The sequence below is a fragment of the Corynebacterium sp. MSK008 genome, assembly GCF_030232585.1.
Taxonomy (GTDB): domain Bacteria; phylum Actinomycetota; class Actinomycetes; order Mycobacteriales; family Mycobacteriaceae; genus Corynebacterium.
This window is the reverse complement of record NZ_JASPJX010000002.1, coordinates 151,504-174,470: the sequence shown is the minus strand read 5'-3', so window position 1 is coordinate 174,470 and position 22,967 is coordinate 151,504. Positions and strand designations below refer to the sequence as shown.

The 22,967-nt window shown below is 61.5% G+C and carries 15 protein-coding genes and 2 pseudogenes; 1 reads left to right on the top strand and 16 read right to left on the bottom strand.

The window, feature by feature from the left end:
- Positions 1–85 precede the first annotated feature (85 nt).
- The 16 genes and pseudogenes from QP996_RS02460 to QP996_RS02385 all read right to left on the bottom strand — a co-directional run.
- A pseudogene (locus tag QP996_RS02460) lies at positions 86–502 on the bottom strand (hypothetical protein); the annotation flags it as partial.
- A 35-nt stretch (positions 503–537) separates the two neighbouring features.
- Entirely contained in the window at positions 538–1,257 is a 720-nt protein-coding gene (locus tag QP996_RS02455; protein WP_284871044.1) for a hypothetical protein, read from the bottom strand.
- Positions 1,244–1,465, bottom strand: coding sequence for a hypothetical protein (locus QP996_RS02450; protein WP_126858168.1), 222 nt, complete (start codon positions 1,463–1,465; stop codon positions 1,244–1,246). The genes QP996_RS02455 and QP996_RS02450 overlap by 14 nt, the downstream gene beginning before the upstream one ends.
- 210 nt (positions 1,466–1,675) lie before the next feature.
- Positions 1,676–2,097: pseudogene (locus tag QP996_RS02445) on the bottom strand (DEAD/DEAH box helicase); the annotation flags it as partial.
- Between the two features lie 361 nt (positions 2,098–2,458).
- Positions 2,459–3,634: a TIGR02391 family protein gene (locus QP996_RS02440; RefSeq protein ID WP_284871042.1), complete on the bottom strand. Its 1,176-nt coding sequence runs from the start codon at positions 3,632–3,634 to the stop codon at positions 2,459–2,461.
- Positions 3,635–3,680: 46 nt separating this feature from the next.
- Entirely contained in the window at positions 3,681–3,884 is a 204-nt protein-coding gene (locus tag QP996_RS02435) for a hypothetical protein (RefSeq protein WP_284871041.1), read from the bottom strand.
- 136 nt (positions 3,885–4,020) lie between these two features.
- On the bottom strand, positions 4,021–5,079 hold the full coding sequence (locus QP996_RS02430; RefSeq protein ID WP_284871040.1) for a CHAT domain-containing protein: 1,059 nt from the start codon (positions 5,077–5,079) through the stop codon (positions 4,021–4,023).
- A 98-nt stretch (positions 5,080–5,177) separates the two neighbouring features.
- Complete coding sequence (locus QP996_RS02425; protein ID WP_284871039.1) at positions 5,178–9,743, bottom strand: Eco57I restriction-modification methylase domain-containing protein; 4,566 nt, start codon at positions 9,741–9,743, stop codon at positions 5,178–5,180.
- A 4-nt stretch (positions 9,744–9,747) separates the two neighbouring features.
- Entirely contained in the window at positions 9,748–12,624 is a 2,877-nt protein-coding gene (locus tag QP996_RS02420) for a DEAD/DEAH box helicase (protein ID WP_284871038.1), read from the bottom strand.
- Positions 12,625–12,737: 113 nt separating this feature from the next.
- Positions 12,738–13,283: a hypothetical protein gene (locus QP996_RS02415; protein ID WP_284871037.1), complete on the bottom strand. Its 546-nt coding sequence runs from the start codon at positions 13,281–13,283 to the stop codon at positions 12,738–12,740.
- A gap of 64 nt (positions 13,284–13,347) precedes the next feature.
- Positions 13,348–14,334 (bottom strand): ImmA/IrrE family metallo-endopeptidase, encoded by a 987-nt coding sequence (locus QP996_RS02410; protein WP_284871036.1) that lies wholly within the window; start codon positions 14,332–14,334, stop codon positions 13,348–13,350.
- A gap of 51 nt (positions 14,335–14,385) precedes the next feature.
- Positions 14,386–14,721 (bottom strand): type II toxin-antitoxin system HicB family antitoxin, encoded by a 336-nt coding sequence (locus QP996_RS02405; protein WP_042409414.1) that lies wholly within the window; start codon positions 14,719–14,721, stop codon positions 14,386–14,388.
- Positions 14,714–15,880 (bottom strand): DUF3322 domain-containing protein, encoded by a 1,167-nt coding sequence (locus QP996_RS02400; RefSeq protein WP_284871035.1) that lies wholly within the window; start codon positions 15,878–15,880, stop codon positions 14,714–14,716. Before QP996_RS02400 ends, QP996_RS02405 begins: the two co-directional genes overlap by 8 nt.
- Positions 15,867–19,154, bottom strand: coding sequence for an ATP-binding protein (locus QP996_RS02395; RefSeq protein ID WP_284871034.1), 3,288 nt, complete (start codon positions 19,152–19,154; stop codon positions 15,867–15,869). Before QP996_RS02395 ends, QP996_RS02400 begins: the two co-directional genes overlap by 14 nt.
- Complete coding sequence (locus tag QP996_RS02390; protein WP_034996626.1) at positions 19,151–19,750, bottom strand: DUF4194 domain-containing protein; 600 nt, start codon at positions 19,748–19,750, stop codon at positions 19,151–19,153. Before QP996_RS02390 ends, QP996_RS02395 begins: the two co-directional genes overlap by 4 nt.
- Entirely contained in the window at positions 19,747–21,213 is a 1,467-nt protein-coding gene (locus tag QP996_RS02385; protein WP_284871033.1) for a DUF3375 domain-containing protein, read from the bottom strand. The genes QP996_RS02390 and QP996_RS02385 overlap by 4 nt, the downstream gene beginning before the upstream one ends.
- A 370-nt stretch (positions 21,214–21,583) precedes the next feature.
- On the opposite strand from QP996_RS02385, the gene QP996_RS02380 reads away from it, so the two are divergent.
- Positions 21,584–22,774: an IS256-like element ISAmas1 family transposase gene (locus QP996_RS02380; RefSeq protein ID WP_284871032.1), complete on the top strand. Its 1,191-nt coding sequence runs from the start codon at positions 21,584–21,586 to the stop codon at positions 22,772–22,774.
- The last annotated feature ends 193 nt before the right edge of the window (positions 22,775–22,967 follow it).

Here is a 22,967-nt window from a genome sequence, read left to right as displayed (position 1 = left end):
CTCATCGTCCCTTCGAGACTTTCCCCTCACCTAAAAACGAAATCAACTCCGGCCGGAAGAACGGCAAGACTCCACGGCCAAACAATTACTCGCAGTCGATAAGTGGAACGTTACTCCCGTACCTCCCCTCAAACCGCGCGTACGCCTCCCGCATATCCGCCTCCCGGTCCAGCTGCCTAAACGGGTACTCGTACACGTACTCCACACCCGACTGCGGATGCACCCACGTCCGATCCGCCACCGACAACTCCTCACCATCGCGCAACTTCGCCTGCAGCTTCAACACATCCTTCGGCACCTTCCGACCATTCGCATCAAACCGATCCTCCTGGTCATAACGCCGCATCACCGGAAACTGCGTCCGATAAATCATGCACAACTCATCCGCCGTCACACCCAACGACAACGCCACAATCGCATCAATCTCCACCTGCGCAGCACGCCGCTCCTCATCCTTACGCAAAGGCGTATCGACGCCCCAAGGTTCCCCCACAACCTCCTCCGACACCACTTGCTCTTTACTAACTAAGTTTTTCCCTACCATTTTGCGTCAATCACTCGTGGCGAGAACCCTGCCGGAGGCGTGACTGAGAATCCGAGATCCTCCAGCGACCTTGCCGCGGCTTCCGGGTAGTCCCTTGCTGCGGCAGCCGTTTGCTTGAACAACCATTCTTGCCGCCGTTGCAGCAAGATTGGCTCCCAGCCCGGTTTGCCCCGAAACCCGCACTCGGCGATAACGAAGTAGAGGAATTCTTCGAGCGACGGGCGAAACCGTCTGCCACCCACCGGTAGGTGCAGTTCTTCCAGCCGTCCTTTCTTCCTCGGGTTTCCAGACTTCCCCTGGAAGTTCTGCATTAGAGCCGGGCTCAGCAATCCAGTGACTCCCGAGTAATGAATGTGGGCGCATGGAGCGCTGGTATATCCCCGTTCGTATTCAAACCGAATGCCTGGGGACGTAGCTACCCGCAGCTCGAATTTACTTCTTTCCACGGCGAGGAACTTGCCGGTGGAATCGGAAGTTAATTCGTAGCGGACGATGACGCGGAATAGCTGGCTGTAGTCTTGGCTATCAACTTCGCTTTCAAGCTGACCGGCACCGTGGATAACCGGGGCATCAAATTCACCTACAACGATGTTCGTGTCGGAGTTAAGCCACGCCTTTGTGCAAATGTCCCACTCAGACGCGAGTGGGAGTGCGTCGATAAGCGTTTCTCTCACTTCATCGAGAAACAGCGCAGCCTCGTCAAGCAGATTCAAGTTGTCCCTCACCCAACAGCATCAATACGACGCTCAAATCGTCGTACAAGGCTCGCTCGGACTTATCTAGCATGCCCGAGTGGGCGAGCATACGTAGTTCTTCAATGCTCGCAGAAGGCTGACCTGTGGACCTGCGGAGAGCAGCGAGATAGTCTCGTTTCTTCTCCGAGAGTTCCTTGTTGTTTGTGGTCTTAATTTCAACTGCCATGTCAATCACCTCAGCTCGCTGGGTTATCGTTCTAGCCCCGAATAATAGCCAACAGCGCGCCACCAACGACCTGCACTGTGGAACGCTTGTTCTACAGTGCAGGTCGAGATGCTCGCCCACAACACTGATCTTGACGAGACAGATGCGCTCGTGCTTCTCTCCTTGCTGGGCGTTTAACCCATCCCCTCAAACCGCGCATACGCCTCCCGCCCCCTGCGCATCGTCGTACGTGGGAACTCATCCAACACCAGGTACTGCAGCGAGGTTGCGGAGCGTTTCCAGATCTCCCGATCCTCTTCACGCAACAGCAGCTGGTCCAACATCTTGTAGTTGGTGAGCAAAATGTCTGGCGGATCCGCGCGCATCTGGTCACGGTCAGTGATCAACGAATCCCGCGTGACCTTGCGGACGCTACCCTTCGACTCACCCGTGTAAATACCCGCCGTCACCCCAGCCAACGCCGGCTCGCTGGTGAGCAGCTTGGCCAGGCGGTCCGCCTGGTCATTCGCCAGCGCATTCATGGGGTACAGCAGCAGTGCCTTGGTGCCACGTTGCCCCTCAGCGCGAGCCCGCGCCGCGTGATCCAACACCGGGTAAAGGAAAGACTCAGTCGAACCGTGCAAACCCCCTGTAGATGCCTCCCCGGTCGAGCGGCCTAAATGTGTACTCGCACACAGGCTCCATCGTCTTCTGGGGACGGGTCCACGTCCGATTTTCCACTGCAAACTCCACACCGCCCTTCAAACCTGCATTGACCTTTGCAGTCTTTTTTCAGGCCTTCCGAACATTCGCGGCTAACCGATCCTCCCGAAAATAACGACGCAACCGACACACACCAAGCAACTCATGCACAACTCGGTCGCCATCGCACTTACGGCAGCGAAACATTTTTGGTGAAATAGGCCCGAAAGGGAGCTGAAATAGGCCCGAAAGGGAGCTACTGCCGTCATCACTGAAGGCTCTTTTACCACATCGCATTAGTAGTTCGGAAGCTCACTCAACAGGTCCGATCGATTTAACAAATTCATCCCACCCCGCCATTTGATCGTGGCCATACGGGTCTAAAGTCGGTTTGGACGCGATTCTTTCGAGATCCTCCGAGCCTATTTGATCTGCGACAAGCTGGAAACACATAAGCCATATGTTGGAAGCGTTGTAGCCAATGGTGAAATCAGCTGATGAGATGAAAACCTCTAGAACCGGCCGTTTCACCTCATTCAACCTCTTGCTCATATCCTCCGGAAAGTCTGAAGCCCATTTCACATTCTCGAAATCGCGATAGAAAGTTCTAGCGCTCGGGTAGCTCATTCGTTTCGTTTTCACCCACTCGCGAACTTCAGTCGCAACTGTAAGGGGCAACTGCGTAGAGATTGATTCGAACGCAAGACTTGCGAGCGCGAGGTATTGCAGGGTCTGTCGGGCCTCGCTATCTCTGTAAGGAGTGTGAAAGAGAACGTTGCGGAAATTTTGAATCGCGAGTTGTGTGTGAGCTACACCCACACAATGATCCCTGACTCTTAAGTCGAGTTCCCTAATCGGCTCCTCAAGTCCAAAAACTGCGCTGTAAAACTTGTCGCTTTGTCCGTTAGGCCCGAACGCCTCAGAAGCTTTTTCTTCTCCGGTAAGCAACCGCAGCCGCTCTCGGACGAGCTTGAACGCCTCTTCTATCGCCTGCTGCTGGTGGTCAGAACGCAACAGGGGTTCAACGCGTTCGAATATGTCAGGTACTACCAAAACTCTAGTCAATTCTACAATGCTTCCGGTATCCCACGCTTTAGTTGTTGAGTTACCGCGTTTCATTGCCGGAGAAGCTCCAGTTTCACCGATTTTGAACAAAATCGAATCGACCTCGGCCTTGAAGTCTTCCGCATTTATTCTCGCATCTAAGAATGCGCGATCCGGTAATTCAGCAAGTGCACTCAAAACACGAGCCACCTCGCCATTATTTGCCTGCGTGAAGAACTCGTTCACGAGTTTTCCTGCTGACATACCTGACCACTCAAAGCGTGGGTCATTTTCGATGTCAATCCCCACCGTTGTAAAAAGGTCTCGGACATCGTTCCGCGAAAGGCTAAGAACATAACCAGAACTCAACCCTAAAGCATCCTTAAGGAACATTTTCTGCGCAAAACTCAGACTATTCATTTCTGCCGTCTCTGTATGGTCCATCAATTCACCGCACCAGAATTCTTGTGAAAACCAGCCTAAAGCACCCTCAAACCGTGCCTACGCCTCCCCGCATATCCGCCTCCCGATCCAACTGCCCAAACGGATACTCGTAGACGTACTCCACACCCGACTGCGGATGCGTCCACGTCCGATCCAACACCGACAACTCCGCGCCGCCCTTTAACTTCGCATCAGCCTTCACAATCTCCTTCGGCACCTTCCGACCATTCGCATCAATCTTCACCTGCACAAGACGCCGCTCCTCATCCTTACGCAAAGGCGTATCGACATCCCGAAGGCTCCTCCATAACCTCCTCCCACAACGGGGCATAGGACCCGGTCGACCATTGGCACAGTGGGCGATGACAAAGACATCCGTTAGGGTTCTAAATAGGCTTGACAAGATGGGCCTTCCGAGGGTCCGTATCTTCGGCCCAACACAAAGTCGGTAGTTCAGCACCCGATAGTCCAGCCAGTTCAAGAGCCACCTTTCCCAAACTGTGGGCTGATCTTATACTTTCACCATTCGCAACAGACGCGTAAAAGCGCGCGGCGTAACTGATGGCATCAGCGTCATCGATACTGTCGGCCATTCCGATAGCAAAAGGGACTATCTCCTCGACTAGCTTCGCGGCTTGAGGGGCCGAGCTGCAGGAATTGAGAACAACAAGGGTAGGGGAGTAATCGGTCGCCTGTATCGCGCTTGAAAAAGCTCTAGCTGTCACCACCACACCGTCATGTAGGTCGTCTTCATCATCCTCAAACTGAATCAAGTTTGAGTTTCCGTGCCCAGAAAAGTGGACAACATGGGGCCGGAATTTGCTCAGCCCGTCGAGTAGGTCACCCGGTGTCGCAGAAGGACGCGCATCAATCTCAATCTGGTCACGGTGCAACGCTGATTCAACCGCTGCGCGGATGCGGCTCTGTTCTCGTGATACGCGGAGATCGCCCCTCGAAGCGGCTCCCAATAGCAAGACCCGAAGCTTTTCGGGTTTAACTGAAGGTATCCTCGACGCAATTTCGCGTAAAGATTTTTCAGTCGATTCAATCCTTCTCGAGATTGATGCCTGCTGCATTTCAGCCTTTTGCGCCGCCCGCCGCTGCTCGCGCTGGCGCTGTCGCGCCAGCGCGTCGGCTTCCGCCTTCTCCTCTTTATTGAGCCTCGTATGCAACCGATCCTCCTCTTTACGAAGGGTATCTAGTTTTCTCTGCCATGAGGATGCCTCTTTTCCAGCGGAAATAGCATCCCTCTCTTTGCGTTCGGCCTCGCGCAATCTGCTCTTGCGGGTCGATTCACTTGCAGCTTTGTCGGCTTGTTGGCGAAGTTTGACTGCCTCGGAGAATTTTGAAGACTCCTTGTTTCGAAACTCACCTAACTTCTTTTCGGCATCCAACCTTTGCTTACGTTTTCGTTCAATTTGATTACGAACCTGCGCAACACTCATCGCTTGACTCCCTTCGACTCGCGCATACGCTACAGAATTGATTGACAACCGACAGGAGCATTCCGAACATATTTTCGTCAAACTTTGCGACTTTTGAACTATGCCCTCTTCGCTTGCGCAAACTTCCTATACGCCTCCCGCATATCCGCCTCCCGGTCCAGCTGCCTAAACGGGTACTCGTAGACGTACTCCACACCCGACTGCGGATGCGTCCACGTCCGATCCGCCACCGACAACTCCGCGCTGTCCTTCAACTTCGCGTCAGCCTTCACAATCTCCTTCGGCACCTTCCGACCATTCGCATCAAACCGATCCTCCTGGTCATAACGCCGCATCACCGGAAACTGCGTCCGATAAATCATGCACAACTCATCCGCCGTCACACCCAACGACAACGCCACAATCGCATCAATCTCCACCTGCGCAGCACGCCGCTCCTCATCCTTACGCAAAGGCGTATCGACGCCCCAAGGTTCCCCCACAACCTCCTCCCACAACGGGGCATAGGCTTCGGTAAGGCAGTTGAGGCGAAGGTAATTCGCGACGGCAACGCTTCTCAGCACGCCCATATCGGGCAATGGAAGGTTCTCTACCACCCTGCCATACAGATTTGAGTTTCCCGAAGCTCTTATCTGGAAGTCAGCGAGAATGCTCGATAGCACTGCCCCCGTGCTCACAGTCTCGAAATCCGATTGCGTGACTGCTCCACACTCAACCGCATTAACATGCGCTGCGCCTGGTGGGATCACGGCGGGATAGAGGGTCCTAACCCCAGTCATAGCCCCCATTCGACGCCAAGCAATTCGGAAGAAATTGCGCGCGCTGCTCTTCCCTTCGTTTAGAGTCCAGTGTGAGTAATCACTGTCGTAATTGTCCGTGGAGAGAACCGGCTGATAAGCGGTCGCCGGTATAAATCGCGGTTCGACTTCTTCGAGATCGATCGGCTTCCAGTCACCCTTGCTTTTTAGTGTCGGATTGGGTTCCTTGAAGAGCGGAGTCGATACGCCAAGATGTGGTCCTTGAAGGATTGCGCTTCGCCAACTCTCCGGGCGTTCCCACCCGGTATCAAAATATCCAGCTTTTCTGTCGATAGATTCATCCCATCCCCTAGAGAACTGAAATCCGAGATCTCGAATTCGTGGCGACGCAGCGAGCTTTTCAAGAACCACCGATGCGTCAGTGTTCACCGAATAAACCATGCGCGCTTCGCCTGCGGTGACGGAATCGTCCTCCAATATCGAGTGCCAAACCTGCAGGGTGCGGGAGTCCACGGTTTGAATCCGATCTCTATGCGGCCGCAGATCCCAGTTGTTGTTCTCGTCCTTGAAACCGGGCTTCGGCCCACGTCCATTGTGCTGTAACGACTCAACAGCCGTTTTCGGGTGATAGAGATGGACAGCCGATAGAAATCGGGGCGAGGTTCGTGGCCAGGCATACGTATGAATTCCGTAGAAGAAGATGTGCGCAATGTCGAAGAGAACAAGCTCATTAACAAAGTGCCAATGCCTCCGTAGCCGCAGATACGCACCACGGCGCAGAGGAGCCGCCTTTTTCTCCGTAAAGTGCGACTCGGGATGGATGAGTGAAGTAATTCCCAGATCGGAAGCATTGCCCCACGTCCGCTCCATGAATCCGCGGTAGAGATCTGGTTGCTGACCAGCGAGGTGCGGATATCGGGTCACATCGGTCAAAACCGCAGATGTCGCTACCGACTCTCCGAGGCCCCAGTAAACAATCTCACGCGTCTGTTCATCCTCGTTCCACTGTTCCCGACGCTCTTTCTTCTCCGCCTGGGTCGGCTTATGCGCGAGCGAGAACCAGGGATCGGCCTCGGAGTAGAGCGCGTCGAGGTCGGTACGCGGTCGCACCCACGGCGGGTTGCCCACCTGCAGGTCGAAGCCGCCCCGGGCGAAGACGGCAGCGAAGTCCAAGTCCCAGTGGAAGAAGCCCTGCTCGGCAGCGACTTGTTGCACGGTTTTAAGCCATGGGTGGTTGGCCAGCACGGTGGCCATCTTCGGAGCACCGGAGAACTCAATGTCGGTGTGTTCCATGACGGTGAGTTCGTCCCAGTTCGACCCCTTTCCCAGCTGGGTTTGGCTGGCGTCACGGGAGGTGATGTCCTTGCCCAAGATGTCGGTAAGCGTGGCAATCCACTCTTCGAAATCCGGTAGCTCATCGGCGGCCGTGAGTGGCCAAAAGGTCAGGGCGTTCCAGGCGTCCATGACTAGACGCAGGCGCAGGTAGGCACCTTCGGCGCTATGAAGCAGCTCGCGCTCAATCTGCTCGCGGCGCACGTTCTTGGCGGTGTGCTCGGTCTCGCGGCCCCAGATGTCGATGTCGCGGCGGATCTGGTCTTCCGCAATGCGCATCTTGGAAAGCGTGATCGCCCACATGGACTCCACGCGTGCGGCGAGGTTGGTCAGTTTCTTCGCCTGCTCCTTGGTGGGAGCTTTTCCGGTGACAGACCGTCTCCACGCCTTCATGGCCTTGATCTCGTCGGCGGCGAGTTTCTTCAGGTCCTTGGCGTCCGCCGCGGCTCCCCAGGTGGAGGAGGGGAGCAGGAACTGGTGGATGCGGCCGGCAGCGTTGAGGTCGCGAGTCTCGCCGGCGTCGATGGCCTCCGCGAGGTTTTGCACCGGCTCCCGGCGCGGCACGGAGCTGAGCCACTCACGCTTTTTCAGCTGCGCGGTGGAGTAGGTCGAACGCAGCGCGCCGATGAGCGAGTTGCCGCGGCGCAGGTGCAGGCCGAACCATGGGGCCTTGAGCTGGCTGGTCATGGTGTCCAGCCAGAGGGAGATCTCGGCGAGCTCCACGGCGGTGGGGTTGAGGTCCACGCCGTAGACCTGGTGTAGGGCGATGTGGGCCTTGACCTTCTGCAGCTCAACGGCGCGTTTCTCCGGGTTGATCTGTGTGTCTAGCTCGTCCTCGCGCAGCTTGAGGTACAGCTCCGCGAGCTGGCGCACGGCCTCCACGGCGAAGGCGCCGGAGCCCATCGCGGGCTCGCAGATGGTCAGGCTAAGTACGTCGTCAGAAGTTTCAATGCGGTCTTCTTCCTGGAGCACCTCGATGGCCTGGCCGACGGTGAATTCGGTGAGCACCTGCGGGGTGTAGAAGGATGCGGAGCGTTCGCGGTCGCGGCTGGACTGGCGGAACACGAACGAGCCGGCCGGATGTTCGCGGCGCACCTTGGAGGTGCCGCCTTCCTCCATCTGCCTGGTCTCCATGACGAAGCTGTCCTGCGGCACGGAGTCCGCGGCGTGGGTGGGCAGCACCCAGGAGCCCTTGGAGGCGTCGCCCTTCGGTGCGACCTCGTAGAGGTCTTCCTGGGCGATGAAGCCGTGGTAGGACATCAGGCCCTCGTAGACCTGGCCGAGCTCGGTGACACCCAAGGTGGCGTAGGAAATGAAGCCGCGATCCTTACCGGCGGAAACCTTCGACAGGAGAAGGTTCTGCAGGACGCGGGTGAGTGCGTCGTTGGAGAGCTTCACTTCGTCGATGAGCGAGGTGGCTTCCCGCTTGAACAGGTCCGCCTCCAGGTTGCGGAAGGTCAGGCCCTCGTTCTGCGCGTCCTCGTCGGCACCAGCGACTTCGTGCGGCTCGTGTCCGTCGTTGACCTGGGTGAACAGCAGCTGTAACGAGTCGTACAGGTGGGTACCCCGGCGCGCCTTGTCGGTCACGGGCGGGTTGAGGATCTGGTCGCGGAGGCGGTCCAGCCCGTAGCCCTCCACGTACTCCGGTGCGCCGGTGGGCAGGATGGCTAGCTCCGGCGAGGCTTCGGCGAAGAGGAGGAACAGGATCCGGTAGAGGTAGCGCAGGGACTGGTGCGCGAGCTCGTTGCCATCGACTCCGTCGAGCGAGAGGTTTTGATCCCGTCGGCGATCGAGAACGTCGTTGCCGATGATCTCGATGGATTCGCGCACCGCGTCGCGCAGGTCCCCGGAGACCTTCACGGCATGCTGCTGGGACTCCTCGCGGGTCTCGGCCCACCAGGTGGTGCCGTCCGCTGCGCGCTCAAGGTTCTCGCGAGCAAGGATCACCGCGACGCGCTCGAGCTCGCCGGCCTTCTTGGTGTCGTTGCGCTCGACGGCCAACTGCAGGTTCACGGCGAGGTAGCGCCCGAGCGGCCAGGACTCGCGCTCGGCGACGACTGCCCACGCGTCGGCAAGCACCACGATGAACTCGGGTGGTTCGGCGGCGAGGAACAGGTCGCCGACGAGCTTGGACACCTTCGCTTTCTCGGGCTCCTTGCCCTCAGCGGCGATGCCACCGGTGATCGGGAGTGTTGTCAGGTCTTCTTCCGTGGTGTCCTCGTTCGCCTCGGCGCTGATCACCACCAGGGTTCCGGCGTTGCCCACCCAGCCCTGGTAGGTGAACTTCTCGCCTGCACGGGTGTAGGTCTGCGCTGTGGGTGCGCCGTAGCTGAATGCGGTGCGCACCAGGGCGTCGGTAGGCGATTGCGTCGCAAAGGCTTGCTGGAGCTCTCCGCGCTCGACTTGGAAGCGTTTGATGGGGGAGGGGGTGTTGGATTCCTCCTCCAGCTGTGCCCACTCCTTGGTGCGGTTTTTCACGCGTTTGGTGAAGGATTCGCCCTTGGTCTCGTCGGTGGTGAAGTAGTGGTCGCTGATCCACTCATCGACGTTGATGATTGAGTCGTAGGTAGCCATTGATCTACTGCTCCTTCGGCAGGACGAGGACGAGCGGGCGGATAAGTTCACGGTCTGGTTCAAGCGAGGCGATCAGCGCGCGTTCCTCGGCGATGAGGTTCGCCGAGCGGCCAGCGCGCACGGTGGTCTGGCTGCCGTCCTTGGCGTGCTGCCAGCGGTCGGCGCGGTCGATCCAGTACTCAATGCGGCTTGTTGCGTGGTTGCGGGCGGCGGCCATCATCGGCTGCAGCTGGTTGCCGGCGATCTCCACAGACTTTGCGACGAGCTCCTGCGCGTTGTCTGCCAGGGTGAGCGTCTCCGGGTTGATGGCGTTTTCAGTCAGCCCGACGCTGCGCAGCCAAGCAACCGGGTCCTCGATGGTCTTGGGCAGCATGCCGCCTGCGACGGTGACAAAGGCGCGGGAGACCACCTGGCCGCGCTTGTTGGTCAGGGTCGCCATGAGCAGCACGGTGGGCAGGTCCACCTCGCCCGCGATAGCGGTGATCTGGCCGGCAGACAGGGACGCCAGAGCGCGGTCGGCGGCCCAATCCGTCACCGGGTGCAGTGATCCGAGGAAGTGGGCCTTGGGCCACGTGGAGCCGTCCTGGCCCGTGCGGGCGTTGCGCAGAATCGTGTTGCCCACCGCGGTGTTGGTGGCCAGGAGGAACTTCTCGCGCACCTTGCGGTCCGCCAGATAGTCCTGCGGCAGGATGTCCAGGCGGCGGCGCAGGTCCTCCGGCGGGGCGAGCTCGGCGACGCCGTTTTTGCCCAGCTCGTAGGCGACACCGTTAGCGCCGAGGGGTTTCTCCGGGGCACCGTAGAAGGCCTCTTTCAGGGCGTCTTCGAGGTAGCTGATCTCCGAGGCGTACAGGCTGGTGGTGTGCGGGGCACTTGGGTCGGAAGCGGGGCTTTCCGAAGGTTCGTCGTCAAGCCCGAAGCCCGACATCCACAGATCGATGAGATCCTCCTCAGACTGCGCATCCGCACTTGCGACCTGCTCCGGCGTCTTCACCACCTCGTCGAAGCCGGCCTGGTTCTGGATCACCCGGCGGATCTCATCCTCCTCGCCGGAAACGGTGTGCTTGCCGATGAGCGAGCCAACGTCGCCAAGCAACGCATGCGCCTCGTTCTCACGGTTGATCAGCTTGGTCAACACATGCAGCTCGCCCACGTAGCCGCCCTGCTTCGTGTCCAGCAGGAGCGCGGCGATCTGCGGGGGCTCCATCTGCCCGTAGCGGTCCACGCGGCCGTTGCGCTGCTGGATACGGATCAGCGACCACGGGATGTCGTAGTGGACCAGGTTGTGGCACAGCGTGTGCAGGTTCACGCCTTCAGACGCCACATCGCCCGTGACTAGGATGCGCAGCTTGGAGTCCTCGCGCTTGAACTCGTCTACAAGCCGCATCTGCTCCTCGTCCGAGAGCCCGCCGTGCATGACCTCCACCGAACCGGCCGGCATCTTCAGGTCCTTGGTCAGGTTCTCCTTGAGCCAATGCAGCGTGGCCACACGCTCCGAGAACACCACCGCCCTGGTCTTCTTGCCCTTGCCCACGCCGATCTCCTGCAGGTAGTTCACCAACGCGGCGTACTTGTTGGAGTTCTGGCGGGTGACCTTTGCATTGAGTGCTTGGAGACGCTCCAGAGCCTCGCGCTGGTTGATGTCCGCTTGGGGGACGCGTTTGAGGCGGTTCTCGATGGTCTCGCCGAGCGCGGCGGGGGAGGAGAGGAACGCCTTGACGAGCGTCCACGGGAACAGGCGGTCCTGGGCCGGGTTGGCGTTGGCGTTATCCGGGTGGATCCAGGTCTGCTCCAGCTCGCCCGCGACGGCGTTTTCCTCCGCGGAGGCTTCCACCGGGATGTTGATGGGGTCCTTGCGCTCCGCCCACTGCTCGCCGACCACGCTGGCCACCTCGTCGCTGTGGCGGTGGCGGCGGATGAGCAGGCGGGACACGGCGTCCTTATCGATCTCCCCGTTGGGCAGCACCGCGGTGGGGTCCAGCAGGCGCAGAATCTCCTTGAAGCTCTCCGGGTCGCCGTTGTGCGGGGTGGCGGAGGCCAGCAGCAGCGCCTCGGTGGTGGGCGCGAGGGTGCGGGCCAGTTCGTTGTTCTGGGTGCCCACGTTGGTGGCGTTGTGGATCTCATCGATCACCACCGCGTCCCAGCGCACCTTCTCCAGCTGTGCGCGGTACTTCGGGCTTTTCAGCGTGTCCATGGACACGATCACGCGGGGGAAGTACGTGAACGGGTTGCGGCTGGCCGGCAGCATCTGGCGCACGCGCTGGATGCCGGTGGAGTCCAGGCGCACCAGCGGGATGGCGAAGCGGGACCACAGTTCCTGCTGGAACTGCTCCATGATGTGCTTCGGCGTGACCACCAGGATGCGCTCGCCGCGGCCGCGACGGATCAGCTCGGAGAGGATCATGCCGATCTCGAGGGTCTTGCCCAGGCCGACGGCATCCGCGATGAGGACACGGGGGCGGAGGTTGTCGTCGGAAAGCGCCTTGCGTACAGCGGTGAGCTGGTAATCCAGCGGATCCATGAGCATCTGGTCCGCCACCGAGAGCTCCTCCTGGTAGAGGGGCACGGGGGTCTGGCGCAGGGTGGTCTCCAGCCACAGGCGCGTGGTGCGGTAGCCGGGGGAGCGGTCTGGGACGACCTCCACCTTGGCGGGGTCGAATACCTCCACGTCGTCGATGGCGGTGTAGAAGCTCGCCGTGGTGTCGCGCACGTAGTCCGACAGGCCGCGGACCTTGAGCAGGTACCCGTCCACGGACTGTGTGACGCTGGTGATCAGCCACAATTCGTCGCGGACCTTCACCATGAGGCCCGGCGCGTAGGCGGTGGAGTTCGCCGCGTTGTCGGTGCGCGCTTCCTGCGCTGCTTCCTGCGTGGGAGAAGACATACTAGGCAGGTTATCCGGCGCGCACGATACGGGGGAGGTTTATATCGGACGGGTGTTTGAGCGGGGGTTAGTGGCGTGACGTTTCACGTGAAACGCGGCGATGGTTTCCTGAGCTAGCTGGCCGGCTGGTGGGTGTAACCGGCTTCAGGCGTGTAGGTCCATTGCTCATTGAGATGGTCGATGAAGCTGATCTTGTCCACGCGCCACGTGTTGGCGTACACCACGGGCTTGAACCGCTCGTTCTCGTTGATGGAGACGAGGTTGCCCCAGCCGTACTTCGTCGTTTTGTGCTCGATGAAGAACTCGCCCACGGGGAGTGCGACCATCTGGTGCGTTTCATGGCAGGTCCGCTCCTTGTCCTTGCACTTGACCTCCACCCTGAAGTCCTTCACCACCGTCGCACGCGGCCCCTTGTTACTGATCACCACTCCCCACTGGTTGTCGTCCCGCTTCGCCCAGTAGGCGTAGACGCTCATGGCAACCGCATTGCGTCGTTGCTCCTCGTCCTTCTCGCGTTCCTCGTCCTTGAACTTTTGGCTATCGTCGCGAGTCTTCTCTGCAAGCTCGTTGGCCTGCTTCGATGTCTGCAGAGCCATGGCGGCCAGCACCGCTGCGGCGACAGCCGCGATCGCCTCAATGAAAGAAATAAAGGTTCCCATGCGGATGAAGATAAAGGTCAAACGCGGGGCTTGCAGGGCAAGTAGTGGCTAAGGGTACTTTGTCTTACGCGCTCACGAGCTTAAAGAGTGACGCATAAGTGCTGACGCCGAGGTGGCGGGACACTTCGCTATCCGCAATTTGCCCATGGCTCCATGCATGAGTGATCGAGTCGAAGAAACGGCTGCCTACGCGCAAGCGCACCATTGTGCGAGATGGGGGAGCGCCCCCGCTTTCACGCTTGTCGGATGGATGTGCTTCGAGTAACCCGGCCGCGTCTCTAGCTTCTGCGCGTGAGGTGGGGTCCTGCTCCACTGCCTCCAGCGGAGCAATCACCGCGGTCGCAAACCGGTTGCACCAACGCTCGACGTCCGCATGCTCAGAGTGATCAGAGATACCAGTGCGCCCAAGAATAACGTGACCCAATTCGTGAGCCAAGCTGAACAACTGGGCAGTCTTAGCGTCCGAGGTGTTAACGAATACCAAGACGTAGCCGTCGTCTTCGATCGTGAAGCCTCGGAACTCACCGACGTCCAACTTCCTTGCGGTGGAGTTTCCGACGATCGAGTTTCTCGCCACCAAGATTCCGTCTTCCTCCATGGCAGCAGCGAGCTCGGCTACTTTGTCGCTTCCCGATAGTGGTTTGCCTCTCTCGAAACCAAGATGCTCCCTAGTTCGCTCTGCCGTTTCAGCCGGATCCTGCTCGGTCGTGGCCGAGGCATACATCGTCGGCGGTGCGATACCCTCCCCAGCAGCGAAATCAGCGTACCAAGCGAGCCTGTTCTGACTCGAGCGGATAGTCTCCCGCAAATCGGCACTCACGGTACCCATCGCCTTGTTCCCGACGGTCCGAAAGTCCGTCACACCCACTCGCTCACCCGACGGCTCATCCAACAGCAATCGGCCGAAAGGAATGCGGGCGAGTTTCGCGAGCTCCCTCGCCTGCTTCAGCGTTGGGCGAGCCTCACCCGAGTGCCACTGTGAAAGTTTGGGGAACCGCTTCTCCAACTCTGCTTCCGGCAGGCCAGTGCTATCCAGTGCCCACGCAAGCATGTGGGGCTGGATATTGACCCGGACAGCACTCACCCCGACCGAAGTTCCCGTCTACGCGCTCGCGAGCTTCTGCGTCACCCACGCGTTCAAGGACACTCCCTCCCGCGCGGCATCCATGGCAAGCCGGCGGTGAAGGGAGCTGCTGACTCGCACATTGAATCGTCCGGAAAAGTCGCGCTGACCGAACGGCTGGGGGATAGGTTCACCGGTTTGTTGCATGTCTGCGATCACCTCGGCGACAAGCGCTCGGAGACCCGCACTCGACCGCTGGGCGTCCTCATCGAGCCAACTCAAGGACGGGAACTCGGCAACGGTGGACACGTACTCACCGTCCTCCTCAGACCAGAAGGTTTGGTAGGTGTATTTATCCGACAAGCGTTCAGTCATCGTCTACTCCTGCGACGGTAGTGGTACCGCCGACGGTACCACCCCACACCGCCGCAAACTCCGGTATCGCCAACGCCCACTCCAAGGACACGCGCTCCTGCTCCAGACGCTTCGCACCGGAGGCGACCAGGAACCGGCGGGCGCGTTCCTCGTCGTCGGTGAGGTGGGGGAGCACTCGGGTCGTGTCGCCGGGGTCGGCCACGGCAAGGTGCAGGAACCGCTCCACCGTCTCCACATCCATGGCCACGCTGACGACGGGGACGGGGGCGCCGTCGGCAGCCAGGCGGGTGCGCAGCGCGTTCAGGATGGCGTAGCCGTCCGCATCCGCGTCGCCCCAGTACAGCACCCGGCGCGCCGCGCGCACCCACGGCAGCTCTGGCAGCGCGCCGGCGGTGTACCCGGAGCCCCACACCAGGACCGCATTCGAACCCTCGGGCGCCTGGGGGAGTGCTAAGAACGTCTCTTTGTTCTCCACGACGATCACCAACAGACCGTCCGGCAACACCAATGACCCGAACGGCACGGCCACGTCCACCAAACCCGGCGCGGGCGCAAGAGCGCCATCCAGGAACCGCACCCGCATTAGCCGGTCGCCCTCGGCCAACCCCAGGTCAGACACACCAAGCAGGCGCTGCAGCAGGCCGCGGTGGGCGGCGATCCACTTGGTGTCCAGGCCCTCGATGGGCACGGCGCGGGCGCGCAGGCCGGACGAAGGTTTCACGTGAAACCATCGCAGAGCGAGGCACAGGCGGGTGAAGTCGTCATCCTCCAACACCAGCCACGATGACCACGAGTGCGCCGCCCGCTCCCGGAACTCCGGCCAATCCGGGAACAACCCAACCAACACCGCAAATCGCTCGCGGGCCAGCGCAACCTCCCCGGCGCGGCCGGCCACCTCCGCCACGCGGTCCCACCCGGACAGCGTCACCCTCACCGGCACGTCCTGTTTGCCCAGCCCCGCCCAGGACCGGATGGCCCACTCCACCTCTCCGGCAGGCTCCCATGCCTGCCAGGCGCGGACGAATGCGCGGGCGGCGGCTTCGTCGGCAAGCACCTGCGCGCGTGTTGGGGGATGCAGGGGAACGGAGACGGCCGAAGGTTCGTCGAGAAGCAAAAGCTCCATGTTGAACTTGACGGGCAGTTGGTCAGGCAGGCGCATGGGTATCAATGAGCTCGAAGGTGGAACGCGCGACGGGGTCCTCGGTGTAGTGGACCACGATGGTGCCGTCGACGTAGGGGGAGAGGGTCTTGATCAGCTTCATCGGCGTGGCCAGCACCATGTGGAAACCGAAGCTTTCAAATACGTCCATCGCGGTGCGGGTGAACACGGGGTCGGCGCGGTCGAAGGCCTCGTCGAGCACCACGGTGGCGTAGCGGGGCACGTCCGCGTCCACGCCCGCCAGGCGGTAACGAAGCGCCGCGGCGAGGCAGAAGAACACCAGCTTCTGCGCCTGACCGCCGGACAACGACGCGGAATCCACGTGCGTGTTGTGCACCGTGCCCTCGGCGTCCACCTCGTTGCCCACGAACTTCACGTGGCGGCGGGTGTCCAGCACGACGGTGCGCCAGCTGCGGTCCGCGCGCTCGGAGGAGCCGAGGCGGTCCATGATCTTGGCCAGGCGGTGGTAGCGCTCGATGGCGGTCTTCTCGTCCGCCTCGCTCAAGCTGCCGGCGGTCGCCTCGCGTAGGTCCTGCAGGAAGTCGCGCACGACTCGGTCGCGGTTGTCGCGGACCTCAATCTGCAGGTAGCGCCCCTCGGTGTACGGGGAGCGGCGCAGCGACGCGTTGATGGGGCCCAAGTTGGTCTCAATGTCGCCCTTCGCGCGCTGCAGCTCCTTGTAAATCGTGTTCAGGTGCATCACGGATTGGCCGTTGAGCAGGTCCAGGAAGCGGCCGCGGAACTCCGGGAGGCGGTCCGAGCGCAGCATCTCCAGCCGCGCGATGGCCTCGCCGGCGAAATCGGCCGTGGCCTGCAGCTCCGCGGACTCGGCCGACCACTGGGACTTGTAGTTGGCCAGGATGTTCACGACGGCGTTGCTGGACTCCGTGATCGTCTTCGCGGACTGCTTCGCCTGCGCGTCCAGCTGCGCGGTGACCTTGAAGGCGCTGTCGCTTAGATTCTCCGGGGTCAAGCGGCGCGTGGTGGCCGCAAGCATCGTCTCGAGCTGCTCCACCAGCGCCGGGTCCACCTCCACGTGCTCCGCCTCGATCCGCTTCAGCCGCGCCTGGTCGTCCTGCAGCGCCCGCTTGGCCACCGCGAGCTCGTCGCGCACGCCGCGCAACTCCTGCTCAGTGGCCTTCAACGTATCGACGGCCTCACGCCACGCCCGCTCCAGCTCCTTGGCTTCGGGGGAGGAGGTGAGCCGCTCAAGCTCCGCGCGCAGGCCCGCCAACTGCTCCTCGACGCTCGCGGTGTCCACGCTGGCCCACTCCATGGCGTCGACAGCCCGGGCCTTAGCAACGTCGCTGGCCAGCGCCTCCTGCTTGCGCCGCACCTCCGCCAGACGGTTGCCCGCCGCCGTCGTTGCGCGTTTCGCCTCCGCAAGCTCCGCGCGCAGCGCCTCCACCTTTGCGTGGTTGGATGAGCCGAGGCGGTAGTTGCGCCGCTCGCCCAGACGCAGCCGGTCGTTCTTCACGTACCGGGCGGAGCCGGTCTTATCGGCCGGGTTGCGCTCCAACCCGTCGATGGTGGCCGCGCGCTGGTCTTGCCGCTCCAGCTCGTCCACGGTGCGTACCAGGGCGTAGTCGAAGGTCGTCTTCAGCATAAGCATCAGCCACGGGCGCATCGGGTGCTCCACCACGCGCACCTTATGGAACAGGCTCAGCGGGTTTCTCGGCCCGCGCGGCACTTCCACGCCCTCGGGCACGGTGCGGTACTCGAGCCGCATCCCGAGGTGCCGCCCGTTGACCCAGCTGCTCACCTCGCGCTCGCGCTCCGCCGGCACCAAAAGGGTCGCGGCAAACCCGCCGAGCAGGCGCTGGATCACGGGTTCCCACTCGGCCTGCTCGGGCAGCACGTCGATAAGCTCGCCCACATACGGCAGCTCGCGCACCGTCAGCCCGGTATCCGCGCACAGCTGCGCGCGCACCTCCACGTAGCGCTGGTCAATGTTGGAGGAGCGGTTGCCTAACGACGCCAACTCCGCCCCCACCGACGCCTCCGCGCCAGCAAGCCTCTCGTGTTCGCTTCGGGCCTTGAACCACTCTTCGCGCAGGCGTTCTTCCTGCTCCGGCGCGGCCGCCAGCTCCGCCGATGCCTGGGCCTTCAGCTCCGCGAAGCGCTCGGTATCCAACGCCCCGTCCAGCTGCACCAGGGCCGCCAGTTCGCGCAGCTTCGCGCTCCGTACAGAAAGTTGGTGTTCCTCGCGGGCGATGTTGCGCTCGATCTCGCCCAGGCTCTGCCCGGCCACCTGCTCCCGCTGCACCGCGGCGCGCTGCACCGCCTCCTGCTGGACTTCCTTCCTCGCAGAAAGGGATTGCGCCTGCACTTCGAGGGCGGCGAGTTGGGCGGAGCTGACGTCGATACGCTCGCGCAGCTGCTTCGCCTCAATCGCACGCCGCACGTTGGGCAGGGCGGCAGACAGCGCAGCGGTGTTCTCCTGCGTCGCCTGCGCGTCCTTGAGCTTGGTGTTCAGGCCAGGCAGGGGAGCGAGCGTCTCAATCTGCTGGTGCACGTCCTCGAGCCGCTCGTACGCCTGGCGCAGGTCCTCGTGCGTGGCCACGGAGTCCTCCGCGACCTGGAACGTGCCCGGTACGTCCAGCATGTAGTTGCGGAACAGCTCGTCCATGCTGGACAGGGATTTCGCGGACTGCGTGCGGTGCAGCAGCATCTGCGCTTCCTCGCTGCCGATGCCCAGCTTGGAGCGGAAGCGGTTGGCAAACACGGAGTACTGGTCCGTAAATGTCACGCCGGCGGTTTTGTACTTCGCCTCCAGCTTGCGCTTGTCCAGGGAGTTCTGCAGCAGCGGCACGAACCCGTCCACATCCACCTCGCTGGGGAAGATGCCGTAGAGCGTTTTCACCTGCGCTTCCTGCTGCTGGCCCGCGTTGAGGCGGTAGATCGCCGCGAGCGTGAGCACCTCGCTGCCGGCGCGGTAGGTCAGCGCGACAATGCTGGCAGTCGCGCCTGAGCGCAGGTACTGGCTGCGGATCTCGCCGGTGGCCGGGTCCTCGCTGCGCCGCCACGCGCCGCGGATGTAGGACACGCGGCTGCGCCCCTTGTCGCGTCCCGTTTCCTGCTGCGCCGCGGCGTTGAAACGCAGTTTCCCGGGAGGGACGAGCACGGCGGAAAACGCGTCGATAAGTGTGGATTTGCCCGAGCCGGACGCGCCGGTGATCAAGAACCCGCGCTCGCCAACGGGGATGTCGTAGTAGCCGTCGAACGTGCCCCAGTTGACCAGCTGCACGCGCGCAAGACGGAATTGTTCTGTCACTGTTCTTCCCCTTCCTGGGCCAGGCGCAGGTACTCCTCGCGCAGCGCGTGGACCGTGTCCGCGTCGAAGATGTGGCGCAGCACAGGGGAGACCTCCCAGCGCCCCTCCGTCTCCGTGTCGGTGAGCAGGCTGTACTTGCGGATGGTGTTCACCGCCGCGGTGAACCGCTTCTTAAACCCGGACTCGTCCCGGTTATCCACCGCGCGGACGTAACTGATTGCGCCGTACAGCTCGTCTTCGCCCACCACAACGCGCTCGCCCGGCGTGGACATGCCCAGCTCGTGGCGCAGCTGCAGCAGGATCGCGGTTTGCAGGTGCGTCAGCGCCTCCGTGCGCAGCACCGGCGGCACCTTCACGTCCTCGTTGTCCGGCCGGACGTGGCGCGTGAACGCGATGCCGGCGTCCTCGTCCACCACCAGCTCCAAAAACACGTCGTGCAGCCGCGAGCGCAGCGTCTCCGTGTCCGTGGTGATGGCGTGCCACGTCTCCTTCTTCCGGTCGGCGGTGATCAGCGGGCCTTTGAGCAGGTCCACCAGGGCGCGCCGCGTTTCCTCGGACAGGGTGCCTGTGTCGCCCGTCCACAGCGGTTCCGTCATTGCATCTCCTCTACTGCTGCTGCGTCGAAGTGCCACCGCGGGACCGTTGCCAAGCGAATGCCCCCATCGTCTTCCTCGAAGCGCACCTCTTCGCTGCCGTCTCGCCGCACCCCGTGCTTCAGGGCCAGGTACACCAGGCCCACCACCGACCCCAGGCCCTGGGTGGCGGGGTGGCGCTCGAGCACCTTGCCTATCGACGCCCCTCCGGCCCGCCCGACCGTCTCCCCAACAGCCGCAATCAGCTCCTCCAAATCGATCTCGCTTTCGCGTACCGCCTGGTAGAGCGCCTCCGCGTCGCCCTCGCCGGGTTCGAACGCCTCCACCTCGGTGGTGATGACTTCCGCGCCGGGGTCCGCGAGCTTGATCTGCGCCACCGAGGCGATTTGCATGCCGATGCGCTGCAAGGGTGTGTCCATTTTGTGCGTGGCCGAAAGCTCCTCGCGCTCCGCGGCGTCGGCGGCGAGCTTGCGGGTGTCGCGCAGCAGCTCGATCATGCGGCGGTCCTCGGCGAACTGCTCGCTGGCCACGTAGTTGCGCAGGTTGCGGGCCAGGCGCGTCATCATGCGGTTGACCTCGTAGCCAGCGTCCTCCATGTCGCGGAACAGCGTGCGGAACTTCGCCCGCTCTTCCGGCGTCATCGCCGTGTTGTCGGCGCGCTCGAGAACCTGCCCGATCCACGTGTCCAGCCACGCGCCGCGCTCCGGGTCCACCACCAGCGAGTAGAACGCGTTGAAGCTTCTGCCCGCGTCGGATTCGCCGATCAGGTCCACGCCGGCAAAGATCTCGTCCAGCACGTCGCCTCGCGAGCCCTCCGGGTCCAGCAGCTGTCGGCGCAGCTGCGTATTCAGCGTTTCCAGCTCGTGCCGCACGCGGGCGAAGTCACCGGGGATCGCGCTCGCCTGGCCCAAGATGTCGCCCACCCGTTCGCGCACGGTGGCGGGGGAGGGCAGCTCGAACTCACCGCGTTCCACCTGCTCAATTTCCGCCTCGATGCGCTCGCGTTCGGCCTCGAGGTGCTTCAGGCGCGAGTCGATGTCTGGGTCCGTGTCCCGCGCGAGCGCTTGCAGGGCATTGCTTATCGACGCCACCCGGCTCGCCGTCACCGCCGAGCGCGGCGCACTCACCCTGTCCATCATCTGCAGGGCAGTAAGCGTCTGCTCGCTCGGCTCGAGCGTCTCGCCCGTTTCCTTGGTGCCGGACTTGCGCACGAGCCACCCGGCTTTGACCCAGTCGTTGCAGTACGCCTGGGGAGTCTTCGGGAGCTCGAAGGTGCCGCGCAGCACGGCAAAGTCGTCCGCCATGAGCTGGTAGAGCTGCTCCGCCGGCCTCGCCTCAGCGCCGCGTGGGAAGTGCTCCGCCACGACTGCCAGCAGCACCGGGGCGTTGTCCGCGTGCAGCAGGCGGATCGCGGCCGACTGCTCCTTCTCACGCTTATACGTCAGCGCCCGGGCCTGGATGGTCATGCCGGCTATCTTCCCATAACCCCCTCCCACCTGCACCGAGAAACTTTTTCGCTCTACATGTAGACACGTTAAGGCCGATAGTCTATATTTGCTTTTGGGCCCCTCCGCCCACGGTCCATCCCCCCCGAGACCGGTTGAGCACTCACCCACCCCCCCATTTAGAGTGCGAGTAGGCGGAGGGGATTCCGCTATTCTTAGGCGTTTTTAAGGGTTAAGTAGCAAAATGTGTGTCTGATTTTCGCAGTCCTCACTGCTCAGACGGCATAAATCGGCCGTATATAAGGTTTCGCACCTTATATATGCTCGATTCTCGTTCAATCCACCGGAATGGCATCCTCATGTGCTAGTCGGGGATTGGTGTGCTTTCTGGGTGAGTAGAAACAGACCACGTTGCCCAGTATGCGCTGGGGAAATGAAGAAAAATGGCACCACTTCCAAAGGCACAACCAGGTGGCGGTGCAAAAACCCAGATTGCGGCAGCTCGACGACACGCCGCCGCACCGATCACACCCAAACTCGCGACTTTCAAGCGTTCATCTCTTATGCGACTTGCACCGCCTCATTGGCCGAGGTCGCTCGCCTGCGAAACATCAGCCGGTGGACCCTAGATCGCCGATTCGCGCCGTTTTGGCTCATCGATGTGCCCAACGATGGTGAACCTCACCGCGTCTATGACCAGATCTTCATCGACGGTACCTACACCGCCGCTGGCTGCCTCCTCGTCGCGGCCAGCTATGACCACGTCATCGCATGGCACTGGGCGAAAAGCGAAACCGCCCACGCCTACACCCAATTGCTCAAAAAGATCGCCGAGCCACTATGTGTGGTCCTCGACGGCGGACAAGGAGCACTCACCGCCATTAAAGCGTGCTGGCCAAACACGCTCATTCAGCGCTGCCTAGTCCATGCCCAACGCGCGATCCGTCGCTACACGTCGACCCAACCACGCACCGACGCGGGCAAGGCGATCTACGCACTGGCGTTGAAACTGACCCGCATCACCACACTTGACCAGGCACGCGAATGGACACTGCGTCTCCACGACTTCGGACAGGTCTATAAAGCATTCCTCGACGAAAAGACCCCCGTGCCAAAAGAACGGCGCACGCTGAATCACCAGTGGGAATGGACCCACCTGCGAGTTCGCAAGGCATACAACTCCCTGCTGCACCTCTCACGGAAAGGATGGCTGTTTACCTACCTGCAGCCGCCCAAAAACGCACTCGAGCCAAACCGGTGGGTCTCAACAACCAACAGCCTCGAAGGTGGCATCAACGCCCAGCTCAAACGCATCGCCGATGCACACCGCGGCAGGTCAGGAGAACGCCAACGAAAAATGCTCGAGTGGTGCCTGTATGCAAAAACGCAACTGCCTGACGATCCACTCACGATCGCCAGGCAGTGCAATTTCGGACAAGACCAACTCGCCAAAGTCAACGATCTTGCCGAAGAAGACCACAACAAAGCCGACCAAGAAACAGGACGACCAGCCTTCTACGACAACGCTATCCCAACCGAATACAACCACTCGATACGAACCAGAAAAGGCCCCATGAAATAGCACAAAAAGTGTCCGACCGACGACACGCCGACCGGACACACATTTTGCTACTTAACCCGTTTTTAAGCGGACACCCGCACAAAGGAGTGGCCCGCCACCTCGTGTTCTTAGGTGGCGGGCCGCGCTTCGAATTTCTCCGTGTCTAAGTATAAACACGGATTGATTAAAGAAAAGTTGAAAAGCGAAATGTGTT

Bases quoted from the DNA above. Each gene is read 5' to 3' on its own strand.
- QP996_RS02400 (WP_284871035.1), bottom strand. From the start codon at position 15,880: ATGCGCCTGCCTGACCAACTGCCCGTCAAGTTCAACATGGAGCTTTTG.
- QP996_RS02440 (WP_284871042.1), bottom strand. From the start codon at position 3,634: ATGGACCATACAGAGACGGCAGAAATGAATAGTCTGAGTTTTGCGCAG.
- QP996_RS02420 (WP_284871038.1), bottom strand. From the start codon at position 12,624: ATGTCTTCTCCCACGCAGGAAGCAGCGCAGGAAGCGCGCACCGACAAC.
- QP996_RS02390 (WP_034996626.1), bottom strand. From the start codon at position 19,750: ATGACGGAACCGCTGTGGACGGGCGACACAGGCACCCTGTCCGAGGAA.
- QP996_RS02450 (WP_126858168.1), bottom strand. From the start codon at position 1,465: ATGGCAGTTGAAATTAAGACCACAAACAACAAGGAACTCTCGGAGAAG.
- QP996_RS02410 (WP_284871036.1), bottom strand. From the start codon at position 14,334: ATGCTTGCGTGGGCACTGGATAGCACTGGCCTGCCGGAAGCAGAGTTG.
- QP996_RS02425 (WP_284871039.1), bottom strand. From the start codon at position 9,743: ATGGCTACCTACGACTCAATCATCAACGTCGATGAGTGGATCAGCGAC.
- QP996_RS02430 (WP_284871040.1), bottom strand. From the start codon at position 5,079: ATGAGTGTTGCGCAGGTTCGTAATCAAATTGAACGAAAACGTAAGCAA.
- QP996_RS02405 (WP_042409414.1), bottom strand. From the start codon at position 14,721: ATGACTGAACGCTTGTCGGATAAATACACCTACCAAACCTTCTGGTCT.
- QP996_RS02385 (WP_284871033.1), bottom strand. From the start codon at position 21,213: ATGACCATCCAGGCCCGGGCGCTGACGTATAAGCGTGAGAAGGAGCAG.
- QP996_RS02415 (WP_284871037.1), bottom strand. From the start codon at position 13,283: ATGGGAACCTTTATTTCTTTCATTGAGGCGATCGCGGCTGTCGCCGCA.